Annotated in this window: 23 protein-coding genes and 1 tRNA gene; 12 read left to right on the top strand and 12 right to left on the bottom strand. The window is 65.1% G+C overall.

Features of this window, described 5'->3' with window-relative positions; all coding sequences use genetic code 11:
• The first annotated feature begins 21 nt into the window (after positions 1–21).
• From ACXR2T_RS11060 to ACXR2T_RS11050, 3 genes are all read left to right on the top strand, one after another.
• Entirely contained in the window at positions 22–1,005 is a 984-nt protein-coding gene (locus ACXR2T_RS11060) for a sugar-binding transcriptional regulator (protein ID WP_458815778.1), read from the top strand.
• Positions 1,006–1,324: 319 nt separating this feature from the next.
• Positions 1,325–2,683, top strand: a complete 1,359-nt coding sequence (mgtE, locus tag ACXR2T_RS11055; protein WP_458815776.1) for a magnesium transporter — start codon at positions 1,325–1,327, stop codon at positions 2,681–2,683.
• Positions 2,680–3,318, top strand: a complete 639-nt coding sequence (locus tag ACXR2T_RS11050) for a LysE family translocator (protein ID WP_458839371.1) — start codon at positions 2,680–2,682, stop codon at positions 3,316–3,318. The genes mgtE and ACXR2T_RS11050 overlap by 4 nt, the downstream gene beginning before the upstream one ends.
• Before the next feature lie 61 nt (positions 3,319–3,379).
• On the opposite strand, the gene rdgB is transcribed toward ACXR2T_RS11050, so the two are convergent.
• The 6 genes from rdgB to rplS form a co-directional block, all read right to left on the bottom strand.
• Entirely contained in the window at positions 3,380–4,000 is a 621-nt protein-coding gene (gene rdgB / locus ACXR2T_RS11045; RefSeq protein WP_458815772.1) for an RdgB/HAM1 family non-canonical purine NTP pyrophosphatase, read from the bottom strand.
• Positions 3,997–4,749, bottom strand: coding sequence for a ribonuclease PH (gene rph / locus ACXR2T_RS11040; protein WP_458815770.1), 753 nt, complete (start codon positions 4,747–4,749; stop codon positions 3,997–3,999). Before rph ends, rdgB begins: the two co-directional genes overlap by 4 nt.
• Positions 4,750–4,835: 86 nt before the next feature.
• Positions 4,836–5,675 (bottom strand): glutamate racemase, encoded by an 840-nt coding sequence (gene murI, locus ACXR2T_RS11035; protein WP_458839373.1) that lies wholly within the window; start codon positions 5,673–5,675, stop codon positions 4,836–4,838.
• Between the two features lie 48 nt (positions 5,676–5,723).
• Positions 5,724–6,377 carry a ribonuclease HII gene (gene rnhB, locus ACXR2T_RS11030; RefSeq protein WP_458839375.1) on the bottom strand — a complete coding sequence of 218 codons (654 nt, stop codon included), beginning with the start codon at positions 6,375–6,377 and terminating at the stop codon, positions 5,724–5,726.
• Positions 6,377–7,123 carry a signal peptidase I gene (gene lepB, locus ACXR2T_RS11025; RefSeq protein WP_458815764.1) on the bottom strand — a complete coding sequence of 249 codons (747 nt, stop codon included), beginning with the start codon at positions 7,121–7,123 and terminating at the stop codon, positions 6,377–6,379. The genes rnhB and lepB overlap by 1 nt, the downstream gene beginning before the upstream one ends.
• Before the next feature lie 161 nt (positions 7,124–7,284).
• Entirely contained in the window at positions 7,285–7,632 is a 348-nt protein-coding gene (gene rplS, locus ACXR2T_RS11020; RefSeq protein WP_458815762.1) for a 50S ribosomal protein L19, read from the bottom strand.
• 189 nt (positions 7,633–7,821) lie between these two features.
• On the opposite strand from rplS, the gene ACXR2T_RS11015 reads away from it, so the two are divergent.
• Positions 7,822–9,954 (top strand): RecQ family ATP-dependent DNA helicase, encoded by a 2,133-nt coding sequence (locus tag ACXR2T_RS11015; protein ID WP_458839376.1) that lies wholly within the window; start codon positions 7,822–7,824, stop codon positions 9,952–9,954.
• A gap of 61 nt (positions 9,955–10,015) precedes the next feature.
• On the opposite strand, the gene ACXR2T_RS11010 is transcribed toward ACXR2T_RS11015, so the two are convergent.
• The 6 genes from ACXR2T_RS11010 to ACXR2T_RS10985 form a co-directional block, all read right to left on the bottom strand.
• The gene (locus tag ACXR2T_RS11010; RefSeq protein WP_458839378.1) at positions 10,016–11,194 is read right to left on the bottom strand and encodes a M23 family metallopeptidase; all 1,179 of its coding nucleotides are present in this window, start codon (positions 11,192–11,194) and stop codon (positions 10,016–10,018) included.
• 121 nt (positions 11,195–11,315) lie between these two features.
• Positions 11,316–12,326 (bottom strand): Fpg/Nei family DNA glycosylase, encoded by a 1,011-nt coding sequence (locus tag ACXR2T_RS11005; protein ID WP_458839380.1) that lies wholly within the window; start codon positions 12,324–12,326, stop codon positions 11,316–11,318.
• A 214-nt stretch (positions 12,327–12,540) separates the two neighbouring features.
• Positions 12,541–13,032, bottom strand: a complete 492-nt coding sequence (locus ACXR2T_RS11000; protein ID WP_458815756.1) for a ribose-5-phosphate isomerase — start codon at positions 13,030–13,032, stop codon at positions 12,541–12,543.
• A 200-nt stretch (positions 13,033–13,232) separates the two neighbouring features.
• A complete protein-coding gene (locus tag ACXR2T_RS10995) occupies positions 13,233–13,838 on the bottom strand; it encodes a mycothiol-dependent nitroreductase Rv2466c family protein (RefSeq protein WP_458839382.1) in 606 nt (201 codons plus the stop codon).
• Positions 13,839–13,889: 51 nt separating this feature from the next.
• Complete coding sequence (locus tag ACXR2T_RS10990) at positions 13,890–14,036, bottom strand: hypothetical protein (protein ID WP_458839383.1); 147 nt, start codon at positions 14,034–14,036, stop codon at positions 13,890–13,892.
• Positions 14,037–14,414: 378 nt separating this feature from the next.
• Entirely contained in the window at positions 14,415–15,377 is a 963-nt protein-coding gene (locus ACXR2T_RS10985) for an aldo/keto reductase (RefSeq protein ID WP_458839384.1), read from the bottom strand.
• Between the two features lie 88 nt (positions 15,378–15,465).
• Here ACXR2T_RS10985 and pepN point away from each other — a divergent pair, with 88 nt between their 5' ends.
• The 8 genes from pepN to ACXR2T_RS10945 all read left to right on the top strand — a co-directional run bounded on the left by pepN (position 15,466) and on the right by ACXR2T_RS10945 (position 25,705).
• A complete protein-coding gene (gene pepN / locus ACXR2T_RS10980) occupies positions 15,466–18,027 on the top strand; it encodes an aminopeptidase N (RefSeq protein ID WP_458839386.1) in 2,562 nt (853 codons plus the stop codon).
• Positions 18,028–18,945 (top strand): mechanosensitive ion channel family protein, encoded by a 918-nt coding sequence (locus ACXR2T_RS10975; RefSeq protein ID WP_458815745.1) that lies wholly within the window; start codon positions 18,028–18,030, stop codon positions 18,943–18,945.
• 73 nt (positions 18,946–19,018) lie between these two features.
• The gene (locus ACXR2T_RS10970; RefSeq protein WP_458839388.1) at positions 19,019–19,489 is read left to right on the top strand and encodes a globin; all 471 of its coding nucleotides are present in this window, start codon (positions 19,019–19,021) and stop codon (positions 19,487–19,489) included.
• Positions 19,490–19,726: 237 nt separating this feature from the next.
• Positions 19,727–21,832 (top strand): choline BCCT transporter BetT, encoded by a 2,106-nt coding sequence (gene betT / locus ACXR2T_RS10965; protein ID WP_458839390.1) that lies wholly within the window; start codon positions 19,727–19,729, stop codon positions 21,830–21,832.
• Positions 21,833–21,877: 45 nt separating this feature from the next.
• Positions 21,878–23,350, top strand: coding sequence for an aldehyde dehydrogenase family protein (locus ACXR2T_RS10960; protein ID WP_458839392.1), 1,473 nt, complete (start codon positions 21,878–21,880; stop codon positions 23,348–23,350).
• Between the two features lie 13 nt (positions 23,351–23,363).
• The gene (locus ACXR2T_RS10955) at positions 23,364–24,926 is read left to right on the top strand and encodes a GMC family oxidoreductase (protein WP_458839394.1); all 1,563 of its coding nucleotides are present in this window, start codon (positions 23,364–23,366) and stop codon (positions 24,924–24,926) included.
• Positions 24,927–24,996: 70 nt separating this feature from the next.
• A tRNA-Arg gene (locus tag ACXR2T_RS10950) sits at positions 24,997–25,069 on the top strand.
• Between the two features lie 51 nt (positions 25,070–25,120).
• Complete coding sequence (locus ACXR2T_RS10945) at positions 25,121–25,705, top strand: hypothetical protein (RefSeq protein WP_458839395.1); 585 nt, start codon at positions 25,121–25,123, stop codon at positions 25,703–25,705.
• Positions 25,706–26,162 lie beyond the last annotated feature (457 nt).

The following is a 26,162-nucleotide window of genomic DNA, read 5'->3' as shown; positions in this document are numbered from 1 at the left end:
CCCGTGTCGCAAAGGAGTTTCGTGACTGCTAGGGAACGCGTACCCCGCGCCGAGATTGCGCTGCGTGCCGCACGGCTGTACTACCAGCAGAATCTCACCATGGAAGCGATTGCTTCAGAGCTGCGGGTGTCGAGGTCTTCAGTTTCACGTCTGCTCACGTTTGCGCGAGAAAGTGGTCTCGTTGAGATCACCATTCACTCCCCCGAGGCAGCCCAGAACGAGCTCGAAGCGTGGTTCTCAAACACCCTCGGGGTGACCGCGCACGTCGTGCGGGCCCCCGCGCGCGCCACCGAACTCGAGGTGCTTGATCGCACCGCACACACGGCGGCGGGTGTACTCACCCAGGCTGTGAGCTCTCAACTCACGATGGGTGTCGCCTGGGGATCCACGCTTTCGACCGTCGCCAGCAGGCTGCCCTCAAAGCCCACGCACGCCTCGCATGTGGTGCAGATGAATGGCGCGGTCAACCTGCAGACAACCGGTATCTCATACGCGGGCGACCTGCTGGGGCGGTTCGCGACCGCGTTCGACATGACCGTGCACGAGTTTCCCGTGCCCGCCCTGTTTGATGACCCGCTGACCAAGCAGGCGATGTGGCGCGAGCGTAGCGTGCGCGCGGTGCGCGAGCAGCAGGCGCGGGCCGGGTTGTTTGTGTTTGGGCTCGGTTCACCGCAAGCAGAGCTCCCCTCACACGTCTATTCAGGCGGGTACCTCGACCGCGAAGACCGCGCCGCCATCAAACGCTACGGTGTCGTGGGCGACTGCGCCACGGTGTTCTATCGCGCCGACGGCAGCGATGACGGGATTGATCTGAACGAGCGCTCGAGCGGCCCGTCGCTCGATGCTATTCGTGAGATTCCGCACCGGCTGTGCATTGTCACGAGCACCTCCAAACGCGATAGCCTGCGCGGCGCACTCGCGGCAGGACTCATCACCGAACTGGTCGTCGATGAGGCCCTAGCCCGGGCCGTGTATACCTGGCACACCGGCAACAAGGGGCGGTAGGGCGCCGCACACTGCAATTCATGATTACAGTGAGACTTAGTGAGCCCCTGTAATCAAACCGGTAGGCCCCAAGCCATTTGGTGCACCGCGCGCCATGCTGGTAGCGTTCGACTCAGGGCGGCTTTACTGTGCCCACAAGATTTCTATTTAGGCGAGGTGAGACAGTGCCCAGCGACAGTTGCAGTTTCAAGCCGGGCTCCCCTCGCATTCTGCGCTTGTAGCATGCCCAGGGCCCGGCACCCACGAATACCCTCACACGGGAAGTTCCGTGTGAACCATTCGCCTGGCCGTTAGGCCGGCCCACCGAAAGTGGTGCCTCATGACACACATTCAGCCCACCCCCATCGACACCACGATTTCGCTCGTCGAGCGACATCTAGGCGCCCGCGATCTGCCGGCCCTCACCGAGCAGCTCGGCCTGCTGCCGGTGCCAGATGTTGTACTCGCGTTTGAGCGCGTTTCGTCGAAGGAGCGCGCGGTGCTCTACCGCCTGCTCACCAAAGATCGCGCGCTCGAAGTGTTCGAGCTACTCGACCCCACGCTGCAAAGCGACCTGTTGCACGGACTGCAGGACTCAGAGGTGACGCGCCTCTTCGCAGAGCTCGACCCCGACGACCGCGCTTGGCTCGTCGACGAGGTGCCCGCCGCGCTCGCGACGAGGCTCTTGCGGGGCCTCCCCGAGAAGGAGCGCGTCAACACCGCTGCCCTCCTCGGTTACCCCCAGGGCAGCACGGGTCGGCGCATGACCCCCGAGTATGTATCGACGCGCGCAAGCTACACCGTGGCACAGAGCCTCGACCGCGTACACGCCGGCCTGCACGAGGCCGAGACGGTCTACACAATCCCCGTGCTCGATGACTCTCGTCACCTCGTGGGCATCGTCAGCCTCCGCGATCTCATGGCCGCTGACCCCGAGGCGACTATCGCATCGATTATGCAGGAGCCGCACTCGGCCGAGGCCGTTGAAGAAGCAGAGGTTGCGGCCCGCCGCATCACCGACCTCATGCTGCTCGCGATGCCCGTCGTCGACAGCGAGTCCAGGCTCGTCGGCATGTTCACAATTGACGATGCCGTGCGCATCCTCGAGCACGAAGAGAGCGAAGACGCCGCTCGCCAGGGTGGCACCGAACCGCTGCGCCGGCCCTACCTGTCGACGCCCGTGTTTACGCTCGTAAAGTCGCGCGTCGTGTGGCTGCTCGTGCTCGCGGTCGGTGCAACGCTCACGGTGCAGGTGCTCGAGGTGTTTGAGGCGACCCTCGAACAGGTCACGGTGCTCGCGTTGTTTGTGCCGCTGCTCATTGGCACGGGCGGCAACACCGGTAATCAGGCCGCCACGACCGTCACGCGCGCCCTCGCGCTCGGCGATGTACGCCCGAAGGACCTCGTGCGTGTGCTCACGCGCGAGCTGCGCACGGGCGCATCACTCGGGCTGCTGCTCGGCAGCCTCGGTTTCGCCATCGCGGGACTCGTGTACTCCCCCGAGATCGGCGCGGTGATCGGCCTCACCCTGCTCGCGGTGTGCACGGTCGCCGCGGCCGTCGGCGGCGGCATGCCGCTGCTTGCTCGCGCGGTAAAGGTCGACCCCGCCGTGTTCTCGAACCCGTTCATCTCGACGTTTGTTGACGCCACCGGCCTCATCATCTACTTCATGATCGCGCGCGCGATCCTGCAGCTGTGACCCTCGCCGCCTGGGGCGGCCTCGCGCTGGCCTGGGGTGCGGCCGTCGCAATGCCCGGCCCCGATGTACTGCTCGTGCTCCGCCTCGGCGTGCGCGAGCGCCGGGCCGCGGTGCTGTCTGCGCTCGGCATCATGGCTGGCAACGTCGTGTGGATCACGGCATCGGTGCTCGGCATGGGCGCGCTGCTGGCGGCGGCCCCGGCGCTGCTGCCCGCGATCCAGCTCGTAGGCTCCGCCGTGCTGGCCTGGCTCGGTGTGCAAAGCGCGCGCGGCGGCATCGCCCAGCTGCGACAGGCGCGATCCGGATCGTGCGAAGCCGCCCCCGCCCACACCCGCAGGCCGTTTGTGTTGGGGGTCACGACGAACCTCGCGAACCCGAAGGCGCTCGTGTTTTTCACGGCCCTGCTCAGCCAGTTTCTGCCCGCTCAGGCGAGCGTCAGCACGCAGGGGGCGATCATCGGCGCGATGATCGTGTCGGGCGTGGCCTGGTTTGTGGGTATCGCGCTCGCCTCGTCTGGCGCCGGGTTTCGCGCGCGATTTGCCCGCCTCGCCCCGTGGATCGACGTGGTCGCGGGCGCGCTCTTTGTGGTGATCGCGGTCGTGATCGCCGCGCAGGCCACGCTGCTGCTCACATAAGCTACGCGAACGGCCCCGAGTGCAAGCACCCGGGGCCGTTGCGCTGTACGCCCTTCGCGGGCTAGGCGCCCAGGCGCGCGATAATTTCGGGCGCGAGCGCCGTGAACGCGCGCGTGCGGTGCGAGTGCTGATCTTTCTCGGTCGAGGTCAGTTCGGCCGCCGAACGGTTCATGCCCTCGGGTTCAAACACCGGATCATAGCCGAAGCCGTTCTCGCCGGTCGCTTCGCGCAGCAGCGTTCCCTGCCACACCCCCAGCTCGCACACCTCGGTGGCGGGCTGACCCGGCACCGCCGGGTCACCGGGAATCACGAGCGCGGCCGCGCACACAAAGCCCGCCTGCCGGTGCGCGTCGGCCACATCGGTGAGCTGCCACAGCAGCAGGTCAACGTTGGCCTTGTCGTCGCGCGACGGGCCGCTCCAGCGCGCCGAGAAGATGCCGGGCATGCCGCCGAGCACATCGACGGTGATGCCCGAGTCATCGGCGATCGCGGGCAGCCCGGTGTGTGCGGCCGCCGCGCGCGCCTTGATCAGCGCGTTCTCTTCGAAGCTGAGGCCGTTTTCGACGGGCTCGGGCCCGTCGTAGCCTACGAGTTCGATGCCGGGGATCTGCGGGCCGAGAATGCGGCGCAGCTCCTCGAGCTTGTGCGCGTTGTGCGAGGCGAGAACAATCTTCAGGGTCATGCGGCACCTCCGTTGTCGGCCGACAGCACTTCGCGCTGCAGCAGGGTCAGCTCTTCGGCACTCGCGAGCGCCAGGTCAAGCAGCGCATTGAGTTCATCGCGCTTAAACGGCACGCCCTCGGCCGTGCCCTGCACCTCAATGAAGTCGCCCGAGCCTGTCACAACCACGTTCATGTCGGTCTCGGCCGCCGAATCCTCGGTGTACGCGAGATCGCTCATCGCAGTGTCGCCCACGATACCCACCGACACGGCAGCCACCGAGTCCTTGAGCGGCTGCGCCTTCTTCGAGATGTGCCCGTTCGCGCGCGCCCACTCGATCGCGTCAGCGAGCGCCACGTAGGCGCCTGTGATCGACGCAGTGCGGGTACCGCCGTCGGCCTGCAGCACGTCGCAGTCGATGACGATCGTGTTCTCGCCGAGCGCCTTCGTGTCGATCACAGCGCGCAGGCTACGCCCAATGAGACGTGAGATCTCGTGGGTGCGGCCACCGATCTTGCCCCGCACCGACTCGCGCTGCATGCGCTCGTTCGTCGACCGCGGCAGCATCGAATACTCTGCGGTCACCCACCCGGTGCCCTCGCCCTTGAGCCAGCGCGGCACTCCCGGAGTGAACGACGCGGTGCACAGCACGCGCGTGTTGCCAAAAGAGATGAGAGCACTGCCCTCAGCCTGCGCGCTCCAGCCGCGTTCGATCGTGACGGGGCGCATCTCGCCGACCAAACGGCCGTCGACGCGGGTGTACTCAGACATGGGTCTCCTTGGGTGGTATTGAAAATACGATACGACGAGCGCGGGGCGACATGCTAGCCCCGCGCTGTGGTCTACGAGAGTGGGCTTTAGCGGGGCACGGTGATGGCCCCCGTGTGCACGAGGTCGACGGCGTCGATCTGGGTGCCGAGCATGCGGCGTGCGAGATCTACAAACCCGGCGGTGTCGGGGCCCGTCGCCTCGTACCTCAGCGCTGGTTCCTGGGTGCTGGGTGGGCGCAGCAGGTTCATCTCGGTGAGCACCTGAAACACCTCGTTCGCGGTCTCGATGTCGCTCGATACGAGCGCCACATCTGGGCCCACGACCTGCCTGAGGGCACCGCGCAAGAACGGGTAGTGCGTGCAACCGAGCACGAGCGTATCGATGCCCTCGGCGATGAGCGGTGCGAGGTATCCCTCGGCCACGCGGTGCACCTCGGGACCGCTCGTCTCACCGGCCTCGACGAGCTCAACGAATCTGGGGCACGCGGCTGCTGTGAGCCGGATCTCGGGCCGCATCGCAAACAGGTCGTCGTACGCGCGTGACTGGATCGTGCCCTGCGTGCCGATCAGCCCAACCCTGCCGTTGCGTGTGATCGAGGCGGCGCTACGCACGGTCGGTCCGATCACTTCGACGACGGGCACGTCGTAGCGCTCGCGCGCATCGCGCAGCACCGCCGCCGAGGCCGTATTGCAGGCGATCACGAGCATTTTGACACCCTGGGCGACTAGGTCGTCAAGGATTTCAAGAGCAAACCTACGCACCTCAGCGATGGGGCGCGGGCCGTAGGGAGTGCGTTCAGTGTCACCGACGTAAATCATTGATTCGCCGGGCAGTTGGTCACGAATCGCGCGAGCGACCGTGAGCCCGCCCACTCCCGAGTCGAAGACTCCAATGGGGGAATCGGCAGATATGGCGTGCTTACTCACTCGACCAGCCTACCGCCCGGGCCTGGCGAGCTGCGCCGCCCGGGCCCCTCACGCCTTGATCCAGGTGTGGCGATGCAGTTCGGTGAGGCCGTGGGCCTTGATGCCGGCGTAGTGCGCGGCAGCACCGTACCCCTTGTTTGACGCCCAGGCATACTCTGGGTGCGCTTCGGCGGCGTCACACATGAGCAAGTCGCGTGCGACCTTGGCTCCCACTGACGCCGCGGCGACGCTGGCACAGAGCCGGTCGGCTCCCACGCGCGTGCGCACGTTAAGCGGGCTCTTCAGCACGGGCGACAGCCAGTCCTGTGACCCGTCGAGGATGATCGCGGCCTGCGTCACGTCGATGCCCTGCTCGTGCAGTGCGAGGAGGGCGCGGCGCGCCGCTTCCCCGAGCATCTGCGTGATCCCGTGCTCATCAATTTCGGCGGCACTCGCGTAGCCGACGGCGCCGACTCCCCAGGTGGCGACGAGCGGGGCGACGACGGCGCGGCGCTTCTCACTCAGCAGCTTCGAGTCGCGCAGCCCCTCAGGAAACGTGTCTGACCCCGCGAGCACGGCGTGCGCGCCGACGGCCACGGGCCCCGCGATCGCTCCACGCCCGACCTCGTCGAGCCCGATCACGAGCGGAGCTCCTGCGGCCCACAGCTCACGTTCGAAATCGAGCGTGGGGTCTTTCTCTGCGTCAGGTTTGAGCGGCCGCATTATTGATCCGGAGCAGACTGCTGAGCCTGGTCAGCTTGCTTGGCTTGCTCAACGCCAGTGAAGGTCCCCTCTGGGGTGCCGAGCCAGGTGAAGTGGTTGAGCGGCCAGTTGATAACGAAGGCGCGGCCCACGATCTCATCTTCGGGCACGAATCCCTTACCGGGCTGGTCCTGGTTGTAGCGCGAGTCCTTGCTCTGGTAGCGGTTATCACCCATCACCCACACCGACCCCTCGGGCACGGTCACGTCGAAGTCGAGCTTTGACGCGGCGGTCTCGCCCGGCGGTATCACGATGTAGGGTTCGTCGAGTGGCACTCCGTTGACGGTCACGCGGCCCTGTGCGTCGCAGCAGGCGACACGGTCGCCGCCCACACCAATGACGCGTTTGACGACGTACTCGTGACTCGTATCAGCGGCAAGCCCCACAGACTGCAGTACTTTCTCGAATCCCCGAGGCGGTTGCGTGCCGCGCGGGTAGAGCCAGCCCCCCGGGTCTTTGAACACGACCACGTCGCCGCGTTTCACATCGATAATGTCGGGCACAAGCTGGTTCACGAGAATGCGGTCGTCGACTTTGAGTGTCTGTTCCATCGACACTGATGGAATATAGAAGCTGCGCACGAGAAACGTCTTAAGCAAAAAAGAAACGAGAAACGCGACCACGAGAATGACGAGCAGGTCACGTATGAAGCCGAGAAACCCACCACCCCGCGCTTTGTTAGCGGGCTGCGCTGCGGTTTCGCTCATGGCGGCTCCTTGAAAATGAGAGAGGGCATGCGACGCTGTCACGGCGCACAGTGGCGGGCCCGCACAGAAAGCGGGCAGACACCTCAGGCTCCCACCTTTTGGGGGTGGGAGCCTGAGAATGACACAGGCGTGTCGTAAACAGCCTGCAGGAAGAGCGTGACTTAGCGGTCGCGCTTCTCCTTGATCTTCGCCTTCTTGCCCGTGAGCTCGCGCAGGTAGTAGAGCTTCGCACGACGAACGTCACCGCGGGTGACGACCTCAATCTTGTCGATTGCGGGCGAGTGCACGGGGAACTTACGCTCCACGCCAATCTGGAAGCTGATCTTACGTACGGTGAAGGTCTCGCGGATGCCCTCGCCGTGGCGCGAGATTACGACGCCCTGGAACACCTGGACACGCGAACGGTTGCCCTCAACGATGTTGACGTGCACCTTGACGGTGTCGCCGGCGCGGAACTCGGGAATGTCGCTCTTGAGCGACGCGGCATCGACGTGGTCGAGCTTCTGCATGATTGTCTCTCTCTGCGCCCGCCGTAAGTCGGGATCGCGGATTTCTAAAAGTACTAAGGTGTTTGGCTCACGGTGTGTGCGGACCCTCACGGCAGTGCCGCACCGTGGCACAAGGATCAATTATGCCACATGCCCGGCCCGCGTACGACACGAGACACGATGTCGGTAGCACCTGGCATGATCATAGGCATGAACGCAGGCATGAACGAGCAGCAAGCCTCCCCCGCTCTCACCGACACGCGCGCCGCTGCGACAGCGCTCCTACGCAGCCTGACGGGCCGTGCAGACGCCGAGTTTCACCCCGGCCAGTTCGAGGCGATCAGCGCACTCGTCGACGACCGTCGCCGCGCGCTCGTCGTGCAGCGCACCGGCTGGGGCAAGTCGGCAGTGTACTTTGTGGCGACGGGGCTCCTGCGGGCTCGCGGGGCGGGGCCGACCCTGCTCGTATCGCCCCTGCTCGCGCTGATGCGCGACCAGGTAGAGGCTGCCGAGCGTGCCGGAGTGCGCGCCGCCGCTATCAACTCGGCCACGGCCGACGAGTGGAGAGATATCTCGGCGAAGCTCGCGGCCGATGAGATTGACGTGCTGTTGGTGTCGCCCGAGAGACTCAACAACCCAGCGTTTCGCGAGGCGCAGCTGCCGGGTCTCCTCGCCCGCATGGGACTGCTGGTGATCGACGAGGCGCACTGTATATCTGATTGGGGCCACGATTTTCGCCCAGACTACCGCCGCATTGCGACGCTGATTAATCAGATTGACCGGTCCATTCCCGTGCTCGCGACGACCGCAACAGCAAATGGCCGGGTGGTCGCCGATGTCGCAGAGCAGCTCGGCAGCGATGTACTCACACTGCGGGGTTCGCTCTCACGCGCCTCGCTGCGGCTCGGGGTGCTAAACCTCCCGTCGGCGCGCGACCGGCTCGCGTGGCTGATCTCGCACCTGGGCTCGCTGCCCGGCAGCGGCATCGTGTACGCCCTCACTGTGTCGGCCGCCGAAGACACGGCGGCGCTGCTGCGCGACGCAGGCATGCAGGTCGCCTCATATACGGGCCGCACCGACCCAGAGGAGCGGGCCAGGCTCGAGCAGGCACTCAAAGCCAACGAGGTGAAGGCGCTCGTCGCCACGAGCGCGCTCGGCATGGGGTTCGACAAACCCGACCTTGGCTTCGTAGTGCATCTCGGAGCCCCTTCCTCGCCCGTCGCCTACTACCAGCAGGTGGGGCGCGCGGGGCGCGCCACCGATCACGCCGACGTGCTGCTCTTGCCAGGCCGCGAAGATATCGAGATCTGGCGCTACTTTGCGACCGCGTCAATGCCGGATCCGGAGAGGGCCGCGGCCGTCATCGCCGCGCTCGGTGACGAGCCGTTGTCGACGCCCGCGCTTGAGGCGCGCGTGAACCTAAAGCGCACCCAGCTCGAGCTGCTACTCAAAGTGCTCGACGTCGACGGCGCGGTGCGCCGCGTAAAGGGCGGATGGGTGGCGACTGGCACCCCCTGGCACTACGACGCCGAGCGCTACGCCCGCATCGCTGCAGCCCGCGTGCAAGAACAAGAGGCGATGCTCGCCTACGAGCGCGGCGAGACCTGCCGCATGGAACTGCTGCAGCGGGAACTCGATGATCCGGCGGCGGCAGCGTGCGGCAGGTGCGACGTGTGCGCAGGGCCCTGGTACCCGACAGACCTGTCGGGCGAGGCGGCATCGCGGGCGGCAAGCCAACTCGATGGCACTGGGGTGCCGATCGAGCCGCGCGGCATGTGGCCGACGGGCGCTGACAAGCGCGGTCTGCCGGTGCGCGGGCGCATCACCCCGTCAGAGAAGGCACTGACCGGCCGCGCGGTGGCGCGCCTCACCGACCTCGGGTGGGGCGGCACGCTGCGCGAACGGTTTGCGGTCGGGGCACCCGATACACCGATCGATGCGCGCCTCATGGAGGGCGTGATCGCGACGCTGCGCGACTGGCCGTGGGCCGAGCGGCCCGTCGGAGTGGTCGCGATGCCGTCCATGACCCGGCCGCAGCTGGTGGCGTCGACGGCCGCCGCGATTGCCGAGCGCGGGCGGCTGCCCTACCTGGGTGAGCTCGAGGCCGACCCGACGCGCCCCGTCGCGGGCCCGGGCGGCAACAGTGCGTTTCGCCTCGCGTCGGTGTGGGGCAGGTTCTCGGTGCCCGAGCAGCTCCAGGCGGTGCTCGCGAACGCTCCCGGCCCAATTCTGCTCGTCGACGACCTCGTCGACAGCCGCTGGAGCATCACGGTAGCTGCACGCGAGCTGCTGCGCGCGGGCGCCCCGGCAGTGCTACCCTTCGCGCTCGCCAGCGTGGGGTAGCCGTGAGGCGGTCTCGAGGAGGGCGTGCGGCGGGTGGGCGGCGGGCGTGTGCCATCGGCGCTTAGCCTGCGACGTCGATCACGTCGCGGTAGAGCAGCCCCGTGTCAGCCATGGCGGTACTATCAGCCGCTCCGGTGCTGCCCGAGGCGCTCGTCTCGCACGAAATCGCTTGCTCCATGCATGCCATCAGGTTGTCGTTCGTCAGGGTGCCCGCCAGTGTGAAGCTGTCGATGAGAAAAGGTAGGCCGTTTGAACCGAGCGGCGAGGGTGAGTTCATCACGTGAAAGTGCAGGTGCGGCATGTCGGTGTTGCCCGAGTTGCCGAGCTGGCCGATCACGTCGCCGCGCTTAAGCTCTTGCCCCACTTTGAGGCCCTGGGGGTTCGCGCCCTGTAAATGCGCGTAAAAGGCGTAGCGCCCGTCACCGATGTCTTGCACGATGTTGTTGCCGCCGTACTGCGAGAGCTCCAGCCCGCCCGGGTGTGCGCCGGGCTGCGCCTCGGGCAGGCTCCACTCCATCGAGACGATTGGCCCGTCTGCGACAGCGACGAGGTCGGCCCCGTAGTAGGCGTAGCTGCTCAGGTCATCGATGGCTCCGTTAAAGATGCGGCCCTGCTCGTCGAGCTGCACGAAGTCAATCGCGAATCGCTCTGGCGCATAGAGCCCACCGTTGATCGGATTGACCGCCGACCGGTGCGGAGTTACTTCGCAGCAGCTATTGCCGTCGAGCCAGCCATCGCCCTGTACCGGTGAACCGATGACAACGGGCTGTTGCTCACTCACGTCGACGGGGGCAACGTGCTGCGTCATCGTGGATTCGATCATCGGTGGCATCGCTTCTGCTGGCGAGAGCGTTACAGCGTGTGTCAGCGCGCGCGGCACCGCATCGGGCGACGCGACTTTCACGTCGAGTGTGATGATCGCTTGCTGCCCGGGTGCGATTGTACGCGTGGGAGCCGCGGCCCCGAGAGGCCGAACCCACGGCGTGAGCGCATCACCCTGTAATGCCAGGAGTTCGTCACCATCACCCACGACCGTGAGCGCATCGACGGTGAGCTGTTGCCCCAGCACGTTCGTGAGCAGCAGCTCGTACGCGAGATGCACCTTACTGTCGGTTGACGGCACAGCCTCAGGCGCAGCGAGCACCTCCCCCACAAGCGGAGTGAATACGTCTTTGTCTGACGCTCCTGCGGGCGACGCCGCAGACGATTGCGCCGACTCATCGACGGGGGCTCCGGTCATACTGGGATCGCCTGCCCCCGCGCAGCCCCCCAGCAGAACAATTGTTAATGCCGCAGACGCGGCAACCGCGATCTTGAACATGGTCCAGCATAACATTCACACACTCGCAGCGTGCAGAAATCTAGTGCTGGCAGCCGGCGCACCAGTAGAGCTTGCGCGCCGCCATCTCCTCAAGAATGATGTTGGCGCCGCACCGCTTACACGGGGTGCCCTCAAGCTTGTACACCCAGTGCCGCTCGTCGCGTTCCACGAGCGCCCGCTCATAGTCGGCGCCGGTGAGTCCGTCGATCGTGATCATCTGCCCGACAGTTATACCAATCTCGAGCAGGTGCACCCAGTCATCCCAGAGCGCCTCGAGCACGGCGCGGTCGAGCGTATTTGCAGGCGTGTGCGGGTTGAGCTCGGCGCGAAACAGCATCTCTGCTCGGTACACATTACCGATGCCCGCGACCACCGACTGGTCCATGAGCACCACACCAATGGCCGTCTTCTTCTTGCCCGCGCGCTCCACGAAGCGGCGCTTTTCAGCGGGAGTGTTGGCGTTTGCCGGGTCGGGCCCGAGCCGCTGAATGACCGCGTCGATTTCGGCGGGAGTCTGCACCTCGCACACCGTAGGCCCGCGCAGGTCTGCGCACACGGTGTCGTTCAAGAGCCGCACGCGCACCTGACCCACGGGTTCGGGCGGGAACGCGAACGATGCCGCGCTCTCACGGTCTTCTTCTGCCATACGCACGCGCGTGCGCCTGGGCGCTCCAATCGAGGTGACCGAGTCTTCGGCATCGGCGTCGAGCGGGGCAATGCCCGATCCGCTCGGCCGCGAATGTTCCCCCGTCTGGCCAAGCTTCGAGTGGCCCGGCGTGTACCCGTGAATCATGATCGACGGGTCGACCTGCACTTCCCCCGCGAAGTCCCAGGCGCCGTAGATGCCCAGGTGTACCCGCAGCCAGTGCCCGCCCTCGAACTCGAGAAACATCTGCTTGCCGACGGCACGCGCGTCGAGCATTTTGCGCCCGCTAATCAGCGCGGCACCCTGGGCAAAGCGCCCCTGTGGGCTCGTCACCTCTGGTGACGAGCCCACGAAGTTTGCCGCGAACTGGCGGGCAATGCGGTGTACGGAATGCCCCTCAGGCACGGAACTCCCTTAGTTTGAGCTGGATCCTGCGACTCGCTGCGCTCCCGCAGGCCCTACCCTGTCATTCTGCCGGAGCTTGCGACTCGCAGAATCCACACGCATGGATCCTGCGACTCCTCCGTCGCGCAGGATGACGTGGGAAGGGCGCAGGATGACGTGGGAAGGGCGCAGGATGACGTGGGAAGGGTGCAGGATGACGAACGGACTCGCTGCGCTACAGCGTGTCGACCTGCTTACCGGCGATCGCACCGGTTGTCTCGTACTCGCCCAGCTGGTTAATACGGCGCACGTGGCGCTCGTCACCGGGGAACGGGGTCGCCACGAACAGGTCGATGAACTTAATCGCGTCTTCGACCGGGTGCTGGCGCGCGCCGATCGAGATCACGTTGGCATTATTGTGCTCGCGTGCGAGCTCAGCGGTCGACTCGTTCCACACGAGGGCGGCACGAATGCCCGCCACCTTGTTGGCCGCGATCTGCTCGCCGTTACCCGAGCCACCGAACACAACGCCCAGCGCTTCGACGCCGTCGCGTTCGTCGCGGGCAACGCCCAGTGCGGCGTTGATGCAAAACGAGGGGTAGTCATCGAGCGCGTCGTACTCGGCGGGGCCGTGATCGATCACCTCGTGTCCCTGATCACGCAGATGCTGCTGCAGCTGCTGACTAAATTCGAGGCCGGCATGGTCGGTCGCAACGTGAATACGCATGAGGCGATCATACCGATTCTTTTACTGCCTATCTGGATTCGGTATGGATCCTGCGATTCGCAAGCTCACGCAGGATGACAGGGGTGAGCTCACGCAGGATGACAGGGGTGAGCTCACGCAGGATGACAGGGGTGAGCTCACGCAGGATGACTGGGGTGACAGGGATGAGCTCACGCAGGATGACACGAGCTGGGCCGGCGCTAGAACTGGGGGCCGGCGCTGCGACCGCGCTTGAGCTCGTAGAACCCGGGCACGCTCGCGGCGGCGTAAATGCCGTCCCACAGCTTCAGGGCGATTTCGCCCGTGGGCGCAGGAGTGACGACGGGCCCAAAGAACGCGACCCCGTCGATCGCGATGATCGGCACTCCCACGTTGGGGCCCGCAATCTCCATCGCGTGGTCTGTGTTTTCACGCAGCTCGGCGTCGATGGCCTCGTCGTCTGCCGCCTGCGCAAGCTCGGCAGGCAGCCCGAGCGCCGCGAGCGCCTCGGCGATGATCGCGTCGTAGTCGTCGCGGCCACCCGGGTGAATGCGGGTGCCAAACTCTGTGTACAGCGCCCCCACCGATTCGGCGCCGTGCGCGCGCCCGGCTGCGACCGCGACACGACCCATGCGCAGCCCCTGGTGGTGCCCTTCTGAGTGGCGGCCACCCTTGTGCCCCTCGTTCAAAATCGCGAGGCTGATCGGGTGCCATGCGACAGGAAACCCGCGCACTTCAGACACCTCGGTCGCCCACCGGCTGGTCATCCAGCACCAGGGGCAGATCGGATCAAACCAAAACTCTACGTTGGGCACATTCTCGGTCATACGCTCACACTATCGCGACGGCGCCCCGGACCGTCGCCACCGCCCGAGCACTCAGGCTCGCGGGACGGGAAACAGCGCCTCGATCTGTGCGTTCTGTTCTGCGGCGGGCACAAACACGCTCCCGGCAGCTGCGTTCTGCCGCACCTGTTCGGGGGTGGTGGCCCCTGAGCTGACCGGCTGAAGCGAATTGCGCAACATACGGTATCAAAAGTGTTGAATTCATGCGGTCTTTAGCGGCAAACGTGGTCACTAACGCACAGTGTTCTGCACCCACGTGGCCTTGTCGGCTGACGTGTATGAGTTCGAGTGAGATGTATGCTTTCGTGGCCGTGAGCCGCCACCACGTTCACCCATACCTACGATTTTGACTTGCACCCAGGCGAATGACGCTTTTGGCCCCGCATTCGTTACACCAAAGATCGATTCCTCTGGCAAAAGAGGACGTGCGGCCAAAAGTGGGTGTTATCAGGACCGATAACACCCACTTTTGGCCGCACGATGTCTTGGCGCCTGTGTGTGACCGCGCTCGGCGCCGCAGCTATTACTGCAGCGATCGCTGCAGTCGCCGCTGCAGCGCTACGCCCGCGGCACGGGAAACAGCGCCTCGATCTGTGCGTTCTGTTCTGCGGCGGGCACAAACACACTCCCGGCAGCTGCGTTCTGCCGCACCTGTTCGGGAGTGGTGGCCCCCGCGATCACGCTCGCGATCGGCTTGTGCGCAAGCAGCCACCCAAGCGTCGCTTCGAGCATGGTCACGCCCCACTCTTCACACAGTGCGCGATACGCCTCAAGCGCATCCCAGTCTGCAAGCTCGGCGACCTGCGGCCGCTGCCGCATAATGCGGGTGTCGGCCGGAAAGTGATCGCGCGTGAACTTGCCGGTGAGTAACCCGTTGGCGAGTGGAAAGAAGGGCAGCAGCCCGAGCCCCAGGCGCGCGGCCTCTGGCGTCACCGACACATCGGTTTCACGGCGCAGCAGACTGAGCTCGTTCTGCGCCGACACAAACGAGGTGACCCCGTTATCGTCAGCCATGCGCGCGGCCTCCTCCATCTGTTCGGCCGTAAAGTTTGAATGCCCGATGTACCGCACCTTGCCCTCCCCCACGAGCTCGTGGAGCGCCCCAAGGGTCTCTGCGATGGGCACATCGGGATCCGGAACATGCATTTGATACAGATCAATGTGATCGGTCTGCAGCCTGCCCAGCGACCCCTCGATCGACGCGCGAATAAATTCGCGCGAACCGCGGCTTCCCCGGTACGAGGCGGGGGTGTCAGAGTCGGGGTGACCGAACTTCGTGGCGAGCACAATTTCGTCGCGGCGCCCCTTGAGCGCGTGGCCCATGAGCTGCTCACTGCGGCCGAAGGCGTAGCCGTAGAGGTCGGCGGTGTCGAAGAACGTCACCCCAGCGTCGAGCGCGGCGTGGATCACGGCGTCGGTGCCGGGCTGATCCTCGGTGCGCGAGCCGGGGCGCCCGAAGTTGTTGCAGCCGAGGCCGACGGGTGAGACGACGAGATCACTGGATCCGAGGGTGCGAGTCATGGTTCTACTGTAGTGAGCCACTCGGCTCATCGATAGGGTTCAGGCATAGTCTTAGACCATCACCTTTCACCCTTCGACAGGAGCAGCTGTGCCAGGAACGAACCTCACCCGTGTTGAAGCGCAGGAGCGCGCCGCCGTCGTTACGACCGAGAGCTACGAGATTGCCCTCGACCTGATGACCGGCCCCGACACGTTCGTCGCCGACACGACGGTGCGGTTCACCGGCACGCCGGGCGCTTCGACGTTCATCGACCTCATCGCGGACTCTGTGCAGCTGATCGATCTGAACGGCACCGAGCTCGACCCGGCGACCGTGTTTGCCGACTCGCGCATCGCACTGCCGGGTCTCGCAGCAGACAACGTGCTGCACATCGTGTCGACGCAGCGCTATATGAACACCGGCGAGGGCCTGCACCGTTTCGTCGACCCCGCCGACGGTGAGGTCTACCTGTACTCGCAGTTTGAGGTGCCCGACTCGCGCCGCATGTACCCGGTGTTTGAGCAGCCCGACCTCAAGGCTTCGTTTCAGTTCACGATCACGGCCCCCGCACGCTGGCAGGTCGTGAGCAACCAGCCCACCCCAGAGCCCTTTGCGGCTGGTGTTCGCCACGGCGAGCAGCTCGCAACGTGGGAGTTTGAGCCCACCCCTGTCATGTCGAGCTACATCACCGCGCTCATCGCGGGCCCCTACCGCGTCGTACGCTCAGAGCTCACGAGCCGCGACGGGCGCACGATTCCGCTTGGCGCGTTCTGCCGCGAATCGCTGGGCGAGTTTCTCGACGCCGACTACATCTTCGAAAAGACCCGCGAAGGCTTCGCGTTCTTCGAGGAACAGTTCGACTACCCGTACCCCTTCGATAAGTACGACCAGCTGTTTGTGCCCGAGTACAACATGGGCGCGATGGAGAACGCGGGCGCCGTCACGTTCACCGAGGCGTACGTGTTTCGCAGCCAGGTCACCGATGCGATGCGTGAGCGCCGCGTCGTCACGATCTTGCACGAGCTCGCGCACATGTGGTTTGGCGATCTCGTAACGATGCGCTGGTGGAACGACCTGTGGCTCAACGAGTCGTTTGCCGAGTACATGTCGACCCTGGGGGTGGCCGAGGCGACCGAGTGGTCTGAATGCTGGACCACGTTTGCCGCGTCTGAAAAGTCGTGGGCGTACCGTCAAGACCAGCTGCCGTCGACTCACCCGATCGTCGCCCCCATTCGCGACCTCGAAGACGTGATGGTGAACTTCGACGGCATCACCTACGCCAAGGGCGCGTCGGTGCTCAAGCAGCTGGTGGCGTGGGTGGGCCGTGAGCCGTTTATGCGCGGCGTGCACGACTACTTTGTGAAGCACCAGTACTCAAACACCGAGCTGCCTGACCTACTGCAGGAGCTTACGGCGCAAAGCGGCCGCGACCTCACCGAGTGGTCGAAACTGTGGCTCGAAACCGCGGGCGTCAACACGCTGCGTGCTTCGTTTACGCAGGGCAGTGACGGCGCGTTTGAGAGCTTTGCCATCGATCAGACCGCTGCAAGTGAGTACCCCACGATTCGCCCGCACCGCGTCGCGATCGGCCTGTACCGCATCTCGGAGGGTGCTCTCACTCGCGCGCACCGCGTTGAGGTCGACATTGACGGCCCGCGTACCGAAATCGCCGAGCTCGTGGGCCTCGCCCAGCCCGATCTGCTGCTGATCAACGACGACGACCTGACATACGCCAAGATTCGACTCGACGAGCGTTCGCTCGAGACAGTCGAGGGCCATCTGGGCACCATGCCAGATTCGCTTGCGCGCGCACTCGTGTGGGGCACGCTGTGGGATGCGACGCGTGACGGCGAGCTGCCCGCCTCGCGGTTCATCGATACCGTGCTCGCGCACATCGCACGCGAAGACGCTTCGACGACGCTGCGCACGCTCTTGAACCAGCTCGTACTCGCTGCGTCAAGCTACGTTGCACCGTCGCGTCGCGCGGCCACCCTCACGCGCGTGGCCGACGCGCTCTGGCAGCTCGCGAGCAACGCAGATGCTGCGTCAGACCGCCAGTTTCAGTTCGTGAAGACGTTCGCTCACCTCGCACATACGCCCGAACAGCTGGGCCACGTCGCGGCCCTGTTCGACGGGTCGGCGACGCTGCCCGGCCTCACCCTCGACACCGACCTCGGGTGGGAGCTGCTGTTTGCGCTCGTTGCGGGTGGGCGCGCGGGCGAGGAAGAGATCGCCGCCCGCCAGGCGGCCGACCTGACCGCAACTGGCAACCAGGCCGCTGCACACGCCCGTGCGGCGCTGCCGACCCTCGCGGGTAAGGAAGCGGCCTGGGCCTCGGTGTTTGACGAGAGCGACAAGCCCAACGCGATTGTGCGCGCGACCGGACTCGGGTTCTCTCGCGCCCACGACCTCGCACTGCTCGAACCGTTCGTAGACCGTTTCTTTGCGGCGCTCGTGCCGGTCTGGGAGTCGCGCAGCCACGCGATCGTCGAAGAGCTCGTCGAGGGCTTCTACCCGTCGGCACTCGCGGGTGCGCCGCTCGCGGCCGCCTCGCGCGCGTGGCTTGACGCCAACGAGGAGGCAGCGCCTGCTCTGCGTCGCCTCGTAGTTGAGCTGCTCGCAGGGGTTGACCGCGCGATCGCTGCTCAGCAGGTTGACGCGGGGGCGTAAATGGATGGGCTAGCCAACGGTGTCACCGAGGCGGCGGGTAACGCGTTCGCCGATTTTTTGGTGACGTTCAAAGTGCCGCTGAGCATTGTGATCATTGTCATCGCAGCGGGCGTCGTGAACTGGCTGTTGCGGATGCTGCTCACGCGCACCGTAAACCAGATCGTGCGCGGCGTGAAGAAAGCGCAAGACGTCGATGTGACGAGCGAGATTCAAACCTCGCCGTACATTAACGCGCGTGCGGTGCAGCGCACGCGCACCCTCGGCACCGTTGGCCGCGCCGTCATCACCTGGACGATCGCTACGATCGCCCTGTTTCTGATTCTCGGCCAGCTACAGGTCAACGTCGGCGCGATTCTCACCTCGGCGGGTATCGTCGCCGCCGGTCTCGCGTTTGGCGCCCAGAACATCGTCAAAGACATCTTGAACGGCGTGTTCATGGTGTTTGAAGACCAGCTGGGGGTGGGCGATGTGGTCACCGTGGGTGAGATCAGTGGCACCGTTGAAGACGTAGGCATTCGCGTGACGCAGGTGCGCGCACTCGACGGCACCCTGTGGTTTGTGCGTAACGGCGAGATCCTCACCCTCGGTAACTCATCGCAGGGCTGGGGACGCGCCGTCATCGATGTGACCGTCGACACCGACAACGATATGAACGAGGTCGAACGGGTAGCGATGCTGTCAGCACACTCCCTGCTCACCGACCCCGAGGTCGCCCGCAAGGTGACGGGTGAGCCTGAGGTGTGGGGTATCGAGAGTGCATTCGGTGACCGCGCCACGCTGCGACTCGCGCTGCGCACACGACCCGAGTCACAGTGGGCCGTGCAGCGCGCACTTCGCGCCGCACTGCTGCGCGAGTTTCACAAGGCCGGCATCAAGCTGGCCGCCGAGCTGCCCAAGTATCCAGGCGCACAGCCCTGACTCGGCGCACCGCCCTGACTCGGCGCACCGCCCTAAGAAGCCCACACAACCACGATTTCAGGAGGCCACCGCTTTGACCGAACTTCCCATCACTCCCGCAACTTCCGACGCTTCAAACGCTGTCGCGCCAGCGCGCACCCTCGGCGCGGGCGAGGCGGGCGGCGCCGTGACCGAGTCGTTCTGGGCGCAGGTCGGCGGCACCGACACCTTTGAGAAGATCACGCGCAAATTCTATGAGGGGGTGCGCCAGGATCCCATCATGGCCCCGATGTACCCCGAGGACGACTGGGAGGGCGCGATCTGGCGGTTGCGCACCTTCCTCGAACAGTACTGGGGCGGCCCCACGACCTACTCAGACAACCGCGGGCACCCCAGGTTGCGCATGCGCCATCAGCCATACCCCATCACTCCGGCCGCGCGCGACCGGTGGCTGCACCACATGTACGCGGCACTCGACGAGGTGGCGCTCCCGCCCATCTATGACGAGCCGTTTCGCGACTACATTGACCGCGCGGCGCACTCGCTCGTGAACCGCTTCGAATAGCCGCCGGCCAATCTTTGGGCGTGTCTGATTTGACCGCTACGGGCAGCATTTATTAAGCATTTCGGCTACGGCGCGTCGCCAGTGGTGCACTGGCGTGCAGCGGTGGCTGCCCGACCGGCCATTTTCGACACTTGTTAGGGTGAAACGGTACGAGCTGTTGGCCGGTGCTCGCCGGTACAGTACTCATCAGTACTCGACGGCGCCGACACTTCTAACGAAGGATCGAAGCTTTTGCCCGTGGCATCCGACCAACCACCCATCGATCTAGACCCAGACGCCGGCCGGGCGGCCGCGGCGCCGCCGCCGCCCCGCTGGCCCGTGCTCATCGGCTCAGCCGCGGTGATCCTCGCCATCGCACTCTGGGCGATCTTCGCGCGAGATCAAGCCGACTCAGTTATTAATGCCCTCGTCGGGTGGACCGCCGAGAATTTCGGCTGGTACTACATTCTTACTGCGGGGCTCGTCGTCTTCTTCGTCGTTGTCGTCGCGTTCTCCCCCGCCGGCCGCACCCGGCTCGGCCCAGACCACGCGAAGCCCCAGTTCAGCATGTTCACGTGGGCATCGATGCTGTTCGCGGCGGGCATTGGTATCGACCTGATGTTCTTCTCGGTGTCAGAGCCCGTGGCACAGTATGTAGCGCCGCCCGAGGGTGACGGCGGCACCATCGCCGCCGCCCGCCAGGCGATCGTGTGGACCTTCTTTCACTACGGCCCCGTCGGCTGGGCGATGTATGCGCTCATGGGCGGCGCCTTCGCCTATTTCGCGTACCGCCGCAACCTGCCGCTCAACATTCGTTCGCTGCTGACCCCCATCTTTGGTAAACGCGTTGACGGCTGGGGCGGTCACACGATCGATATTCTCGCCGTGCTCGGCACCGTCTTTGGCATCGCCACGACGCTCGGCATCGGTGTCGTGCAGCTCAGCTACGGCATGCACGTGCTGTTTGGCACGCCCGACGGCGTCGCCGCGCAGATCGCCCTCATCATCTTGGCGGTCGCGATGGCTACCCTCTCGACCGTATCGGGCGTCGAGAAGGGGATCCGGCGCCTGTCAGAAGCGAACGTGATCTTAGCGATCGCGCTGCTTCTGTGGATCACCATTACGGGTGACTCGCGCCGCATTCTCGAGGGCCTCGTGATGAACGTGGGAGACTTCATGACCGGGTTTACGGGCATGCTGTTTGACACGTTTGCGTGGGAGCGGCCCGACGACTGGATGCAGGGCTGGACCCTGTTCTTCTGGGCGTGGTGGGTCGCCTGGGCGCCGTTTGTGGGCCTGTTTCTGGCGCGCATTTCACGCGGCCGCAGCCTGCGGCAGTTCATCTTCGGCGTGCTCATTATTCCGTTCGCGTTCATCGCGATCTTCATCTCGATCTTTGGTAACTCGGCCCTCGAGATTGTGCTCGGCGGTGATGGCGCGTTCGCCGACACGGCGATGAATCTGCCCGAGCGGGCGTTCTTCGACCTGCTGCAGCAGTACCCCGCCGCCCCCGTCGTGATCGCGGTCGCGCTGCTCACGGGCCTGCTGTTCTACGTCACCTCGGCCGACTCGGGTGCCCTCGTGCTCTCGAACCTCACCTCGAAGGTGGAAGACCCCAAGCAAGACGGCAGCAAGCCGCTGCGCATCTTCTGGTCGGTCGCGACCGGGCTGCTCACGCTCGGCATGCTGCTCGTGGGCGGCGTGCCCACCCTGCAGCAAGCGACACTGATCATCGGGTTGCCCGTATCGCTGCTGCTCTATCTCGTGATGATCTCACTGTTTCGAGCGCTGCGCACCGAGGCCCAGCACCTCGAGGGGTACGAGGCTACGATGCCCGTGCGCTACGCGCCCGCCGAGACCAGCTGGCGCAGGCGGCTGCGCCGCTCGACCACGTTTCCGCACCGGGCGCAGGCCGAGCGCTATATCGACTCGGTCGCAGAGCCCGCCCTCATCGACGTCACCGACGAGCTGCGCAAGTCTGGCGTTGAGGTCGACTTCGAGCGCGCCAACGTCGAGGGCCTCGACGTGCCGTCGCTGCTCGTCACCGCGAAGTTCCCTGAGCAGCAGGACTTCACGTACCAGATCTACCCGGTCGCGCACGAGCTGCCCACCTTCGCCTACCGCAATGTGGGCGGCGCTGAATACTACTTCAGGCTCGAGGTGTTTACTGTCACCGGATCACACGGTTACGACGTTTACGGATTCGACAGCGACCAGATCATCGCAGATGTGCTGGGCCACTACGAGTCACACCTCGAGTACCTGCGCATTTCGGCGGGCGGCAGCGACGCATCCATCGGCGAGAGTGAACTCGTGATCACCGACTGGAGCGACGACTTCGAGCATCCCGAATCAGCTACCTAACCCACTTGATTGTCGCAGCGTTTCGCTGCAGAGCAGGAGAACCCCATGACCGCAACACTCTTCATTGACGGGGCCTGGTGCTCCGCGACCGCGGGCGGCAAGCGCCAGATCCACTGCCCCGCCGACGGCGCGTTCGTCGCCGAGGTTGACGAGGCAGGGCCCGAAGACACGATCGCGGCGATTCGTGCCGCACGCACCTCGTTCGACGCGGGCGTGTGGGCGCAGACCCCGGCATCTGAGCGCGGCGACTTTTTGCTGCGCGTGGCCGCCCTGCTGCGCGAGCGCAAGGAAGAATTTGCGCGCGCAGAGGCCCTCGACACGGGTAAGCGCATCGTCGAAGCCCGCATGGACATGGACGATATTGGTGCCTGCTTCGATTACTTTGGCAAGCTCGCCGCGCAAAACACCGGCCGCATCGTTGACGCGGGCGACCCCAACGTGAACAGCCGCATCGAGGTCGAACCCATCGGAGTCTGCGCGCTCATCACGCCCTGGAACTACCCGCTGCTGCAGGCCGCGTGGAAGATCGCCCCGGCGCTTGCCGCGGGCTGCTCGTTTGTGCTCAAGCCCGCCGAGCTCACCCCGCACACCGCTATTCTCATGATCAAGCTGCTCGATGATCTCGGGCTGCCCGCGGGTGTTGCTAACCTCGTGCTCGGTGCCGGATCAACGGCGGGCGCACCCCTGTCAACGCACCCCGACGTTGACCTCGTATCGTTTACGGGCGGCCTCGAGACCGGCAAGCTGCTCGCAGCGAATGCGGCGGGCAGCGTGAAGAAGATTGCACTCGAGCTCGGCGGCAAAAACCCCAACATTGTGTTCGCCGACGCCGACTTCGATGCGGCCCTCGACAACGCTCTCAACGCCGTCTTCGTGCACTCGGGTCAGGTGTGCTCGGCGGGCACACGGCTGATTGTCGAGGAGAGCATCGCCGAGCGTTTCGTGGACGAGCTCGTGCGCCGGGCTGAGGGGATCCGTTTGGGCGGTCCCTTCGACGACACCGCAGAGACGGGCACCCTGATCTCGGCCGCGCACCGCGACAAGGTGCACGCGTACGTCGAGGCCGGTATCGCCGAGGGCGCACGCCTGCGCACCGGCGGCAAGTTTGGCGAGGGCGACCTTGAGGGCGGCTTCTACTACCCGCCGACCGTGCTCGACCGCGTCGTGCGCGGCATGAGCGTGGTGCGTGACGAAGCATTTGGCCCCGTCGTGACGGTCGAAACGTTTACGACCGAAGACGAGGCAATTGCGATCGCCAACGACACGATCTACGGGCTCGCGGGCGCCGTCTGGTCGAACGAGGCGGGCCGCGGCGAACGCGTCGCGAAGCAGCTGCGCCACGGCACCATTTGGATCAACGACTTTCACCCCTACCTGCCGCAGGCCGAGTGGGGCGGGTTCAAGCAGTCGGGCTTTGGCCGCGAGCTCGGCCCCACTGGCCTCGCCGAATATCAAGAGATGAAGCACGTTTACCACAACCTCGCTCCGGCCGTCACCGGCTGGTTCCCCGAGCACTAGAAAGGCGCATCAATTGAAGACCACACACTCATTTGACTACGTAATCGTGGGCGGCGGCTCGGCCGGCGCCGCCGTCGCCGCTCGCCTGAGCGAAGACCCGAGCGTCACCGTGGGCCTGCTCGAGGCGGGCGTGCACGACGCCGACGAACAGGTAGTGCTGCAGCTTGACCGCTGGATGGAGCTGCTCGAGTCGGGCTACGACTGGGACTACCCCATCGAGCCGCAAGAAACCGGCAACTCGTTCATGCGCCACTCGCGGGCGAAGGTGCTCGGCGGCTGTTCGTCACACAACTCGTGCATCGCATTTTGGGCGCCGCGCGAAGACCTCGACGAGTGGGCGAACAAGTACGGTGCCACGGGCTGGGAGTCTGACAAGACGTACGCGCTCTACACGAAACTCGAAACGAACGAGGACGACGGCCCGCTGCACGGCAAGACCGGCCCCGTCAACATCATGAACGTGCCTCATGCAGACGAGTGCGGGGTCGCGCTGCTCGATGCGTGTGAGCAGGCGGGGATCCCCCGCGCCCAGTTCAACACCGGCAACACCGTGATCAACGGTGCGAACTTTTTTCAGGTGAACCGGCTGCCGGACGGCACGCGAGGATCGTCATCGGTGTCGTACCTCCACCCGATCCGGAGCCGCGAGAATCTTACGGTCTTGACCGGAGTGCACGTGCGCGAACTCGAGTTCGATGCCGAGAACCGCGTGACGGGCGTGCAGTACGTCGATAACGCGTTTGGACGTGCGAGCCGCATTGCGGCGACGCGCGAGGTGATCGTCTCGGCCGGCGCGATTAACACGCCGCAGCTGCTGATGCTCTCGGGCATCGGGCCGCGCGAACACCTCGAAGAGGTGGGCATCGAGGTGCGGGTCGACAGCCCCGGCGTGGGATCGAACCTGCAAGATCACCCCGAGGGCGTCGTGCAGTGGGAGGCGAAGCGCGAGATGGTGCGCGAGTCGACGCAGTGGTGGGAGATCGGCATCTTTGCGCCGACCGAGGAGGGGCTCGATCGCCCCGACCTGATGATGCACTACGGTTCGGTGCCATTCGACATGCACACGTACCGCGCCGGCTACCCCACCGCCGATGACATGATCTGCCTCACCCCCAATGTGACGCACGCCCGCTCGCGCGGCACGGTGCGGCTGCGATCGATTGACTACCGAGACAAGCCGAAGGTCGACCCGAAGTACTTCTCGGACCCCGAGGGGCACGACCTGCGCGTGATGATCGCCGGCATTCGTAAGGCACGCGAGATCATGGCGCAGCCCGCGATGGCCGAGTGGGCGGGCCGCGAGCTCGCCCCCGGCGCCGCAGCGACCACCGACGAAGAGCTCACCGAGTACATCTACAAGACCCACAACACGGTCTACCACCCGGTGGGCACGGTGCGTATGGGCCCCGTCGATGATGCGATGTCGCCGCTCGACCCGCAGCTGCGCGTGAAGGGCGTGCAGGGTCTGCGCGTCGTCGATGCCTCGGCGATGCCCGAGATCGTCACCGTGAACCCCAACATCACGGTCATGATGATGGGCGAGAAGTGCGCTGAGCTGATTCGCTCGGGCAACTAACGTTCGTTTTGTAGCACCGCGGGGAGCCGAATTTTCTCGGCTCCCCCGGCTGCGCTACGCTAGTGAAGTCGCCTCCGTAGCTCAGTGGATAGAGCAACAGCCTTCTAATCTGTCGGTCGCTGGTTCGAGTCCAGCCGGGGGCACTTATTATTTGATGCGTGAACCTCAGTTGATGAAGACGAAAGGGGCGCTCTTTGGCTCAGCGTTTTTCTTTCTCCTCTACCCGAGAATCTTTGACGCTCGCGCGGCGCGCGCTCCGCTCGTGGACGCGGCGGCAATACCTCGTCGCGGTATCGATCGCGCTCGGGTTCGCAGTGCTTGTGGGAGTGGTCACCGTGCTGATTCCCAACCCGCTATTTGCACGCGAGATCGCGACTGTGTGGTGGAACTACCCGGTGTTGCTCGTCAACTCAGTGGGCGTCGGAATGCTCGCCGCCACCTACGTGTCTCCCAGCGCAACGGGTGCGCGTGATACGACTGAAGCCACTCCCGCAGACCGTCGCACAGCACGATTTGGGCTCGCGGGGAGCCTTCTCACGTGGTTCGCCGTTGGCTGCCCAGTCTGCAACAAGATCGCGCTGCTCGCACTCGGCTACGCCGGTGCCATCACCTGGTTTGCGCCACTGCAGCCCATTCTTGCGCTCGCGGCGGTGTTACTTACCGGCATAGCGCTCGTCTGGCGTTTGAAGGGTCAAGTTGCCTGCTCAGTCACTCTGCCCGCCACTTTCGCGAGGGGGGAAGAACCATACCCCTTAACCGAGATGGAGACCAATCGATGACGTTACGGCCAGCCCCGAAGTCGCTCATGAACGCACGTAAAGGCGAAGTTACGTTTCTGATATTCGGTGCGAGTGTCTTCGCGCTGGGCATTGCTGCTGCCAGCGCGGTCTGTGTTGTCTGCGCCTACCCGGCAATTGTCGCGGTGGGCGGATAGTGCAGCACGCGCATAAACGAAGACGCTGGGCACTGCGACCTTGCCGAGTGACCCCATAACTTGATGACGAGCGGGCATTGGTGAGTGAACCGCCCGCTGACCTGCCTGATCCACATGAGTCAGGTAATGTGGTTCTCGTAACGCCCCGGGACTATTCGAGCTTTTCGGCTCGGACCCCCGGGGCAACAGCCTTTCTCCAGACAGATCTTCGTGATTGCAGGTTTTGGCCCGGCTAGGCTCGACGAATACCGGGGTCGCGCATCACACGTCGATCTATCAGTCACAGTGGGCAGGCGCGCCGC

The organism is Leucobacter faecis, from assembly GCF_054456635.2.
The sequence above is the reverse complement of the archived record's forward strand: the minus strand, read 5'-3'. Positions and strand labels throughout refer to the sequence as shown.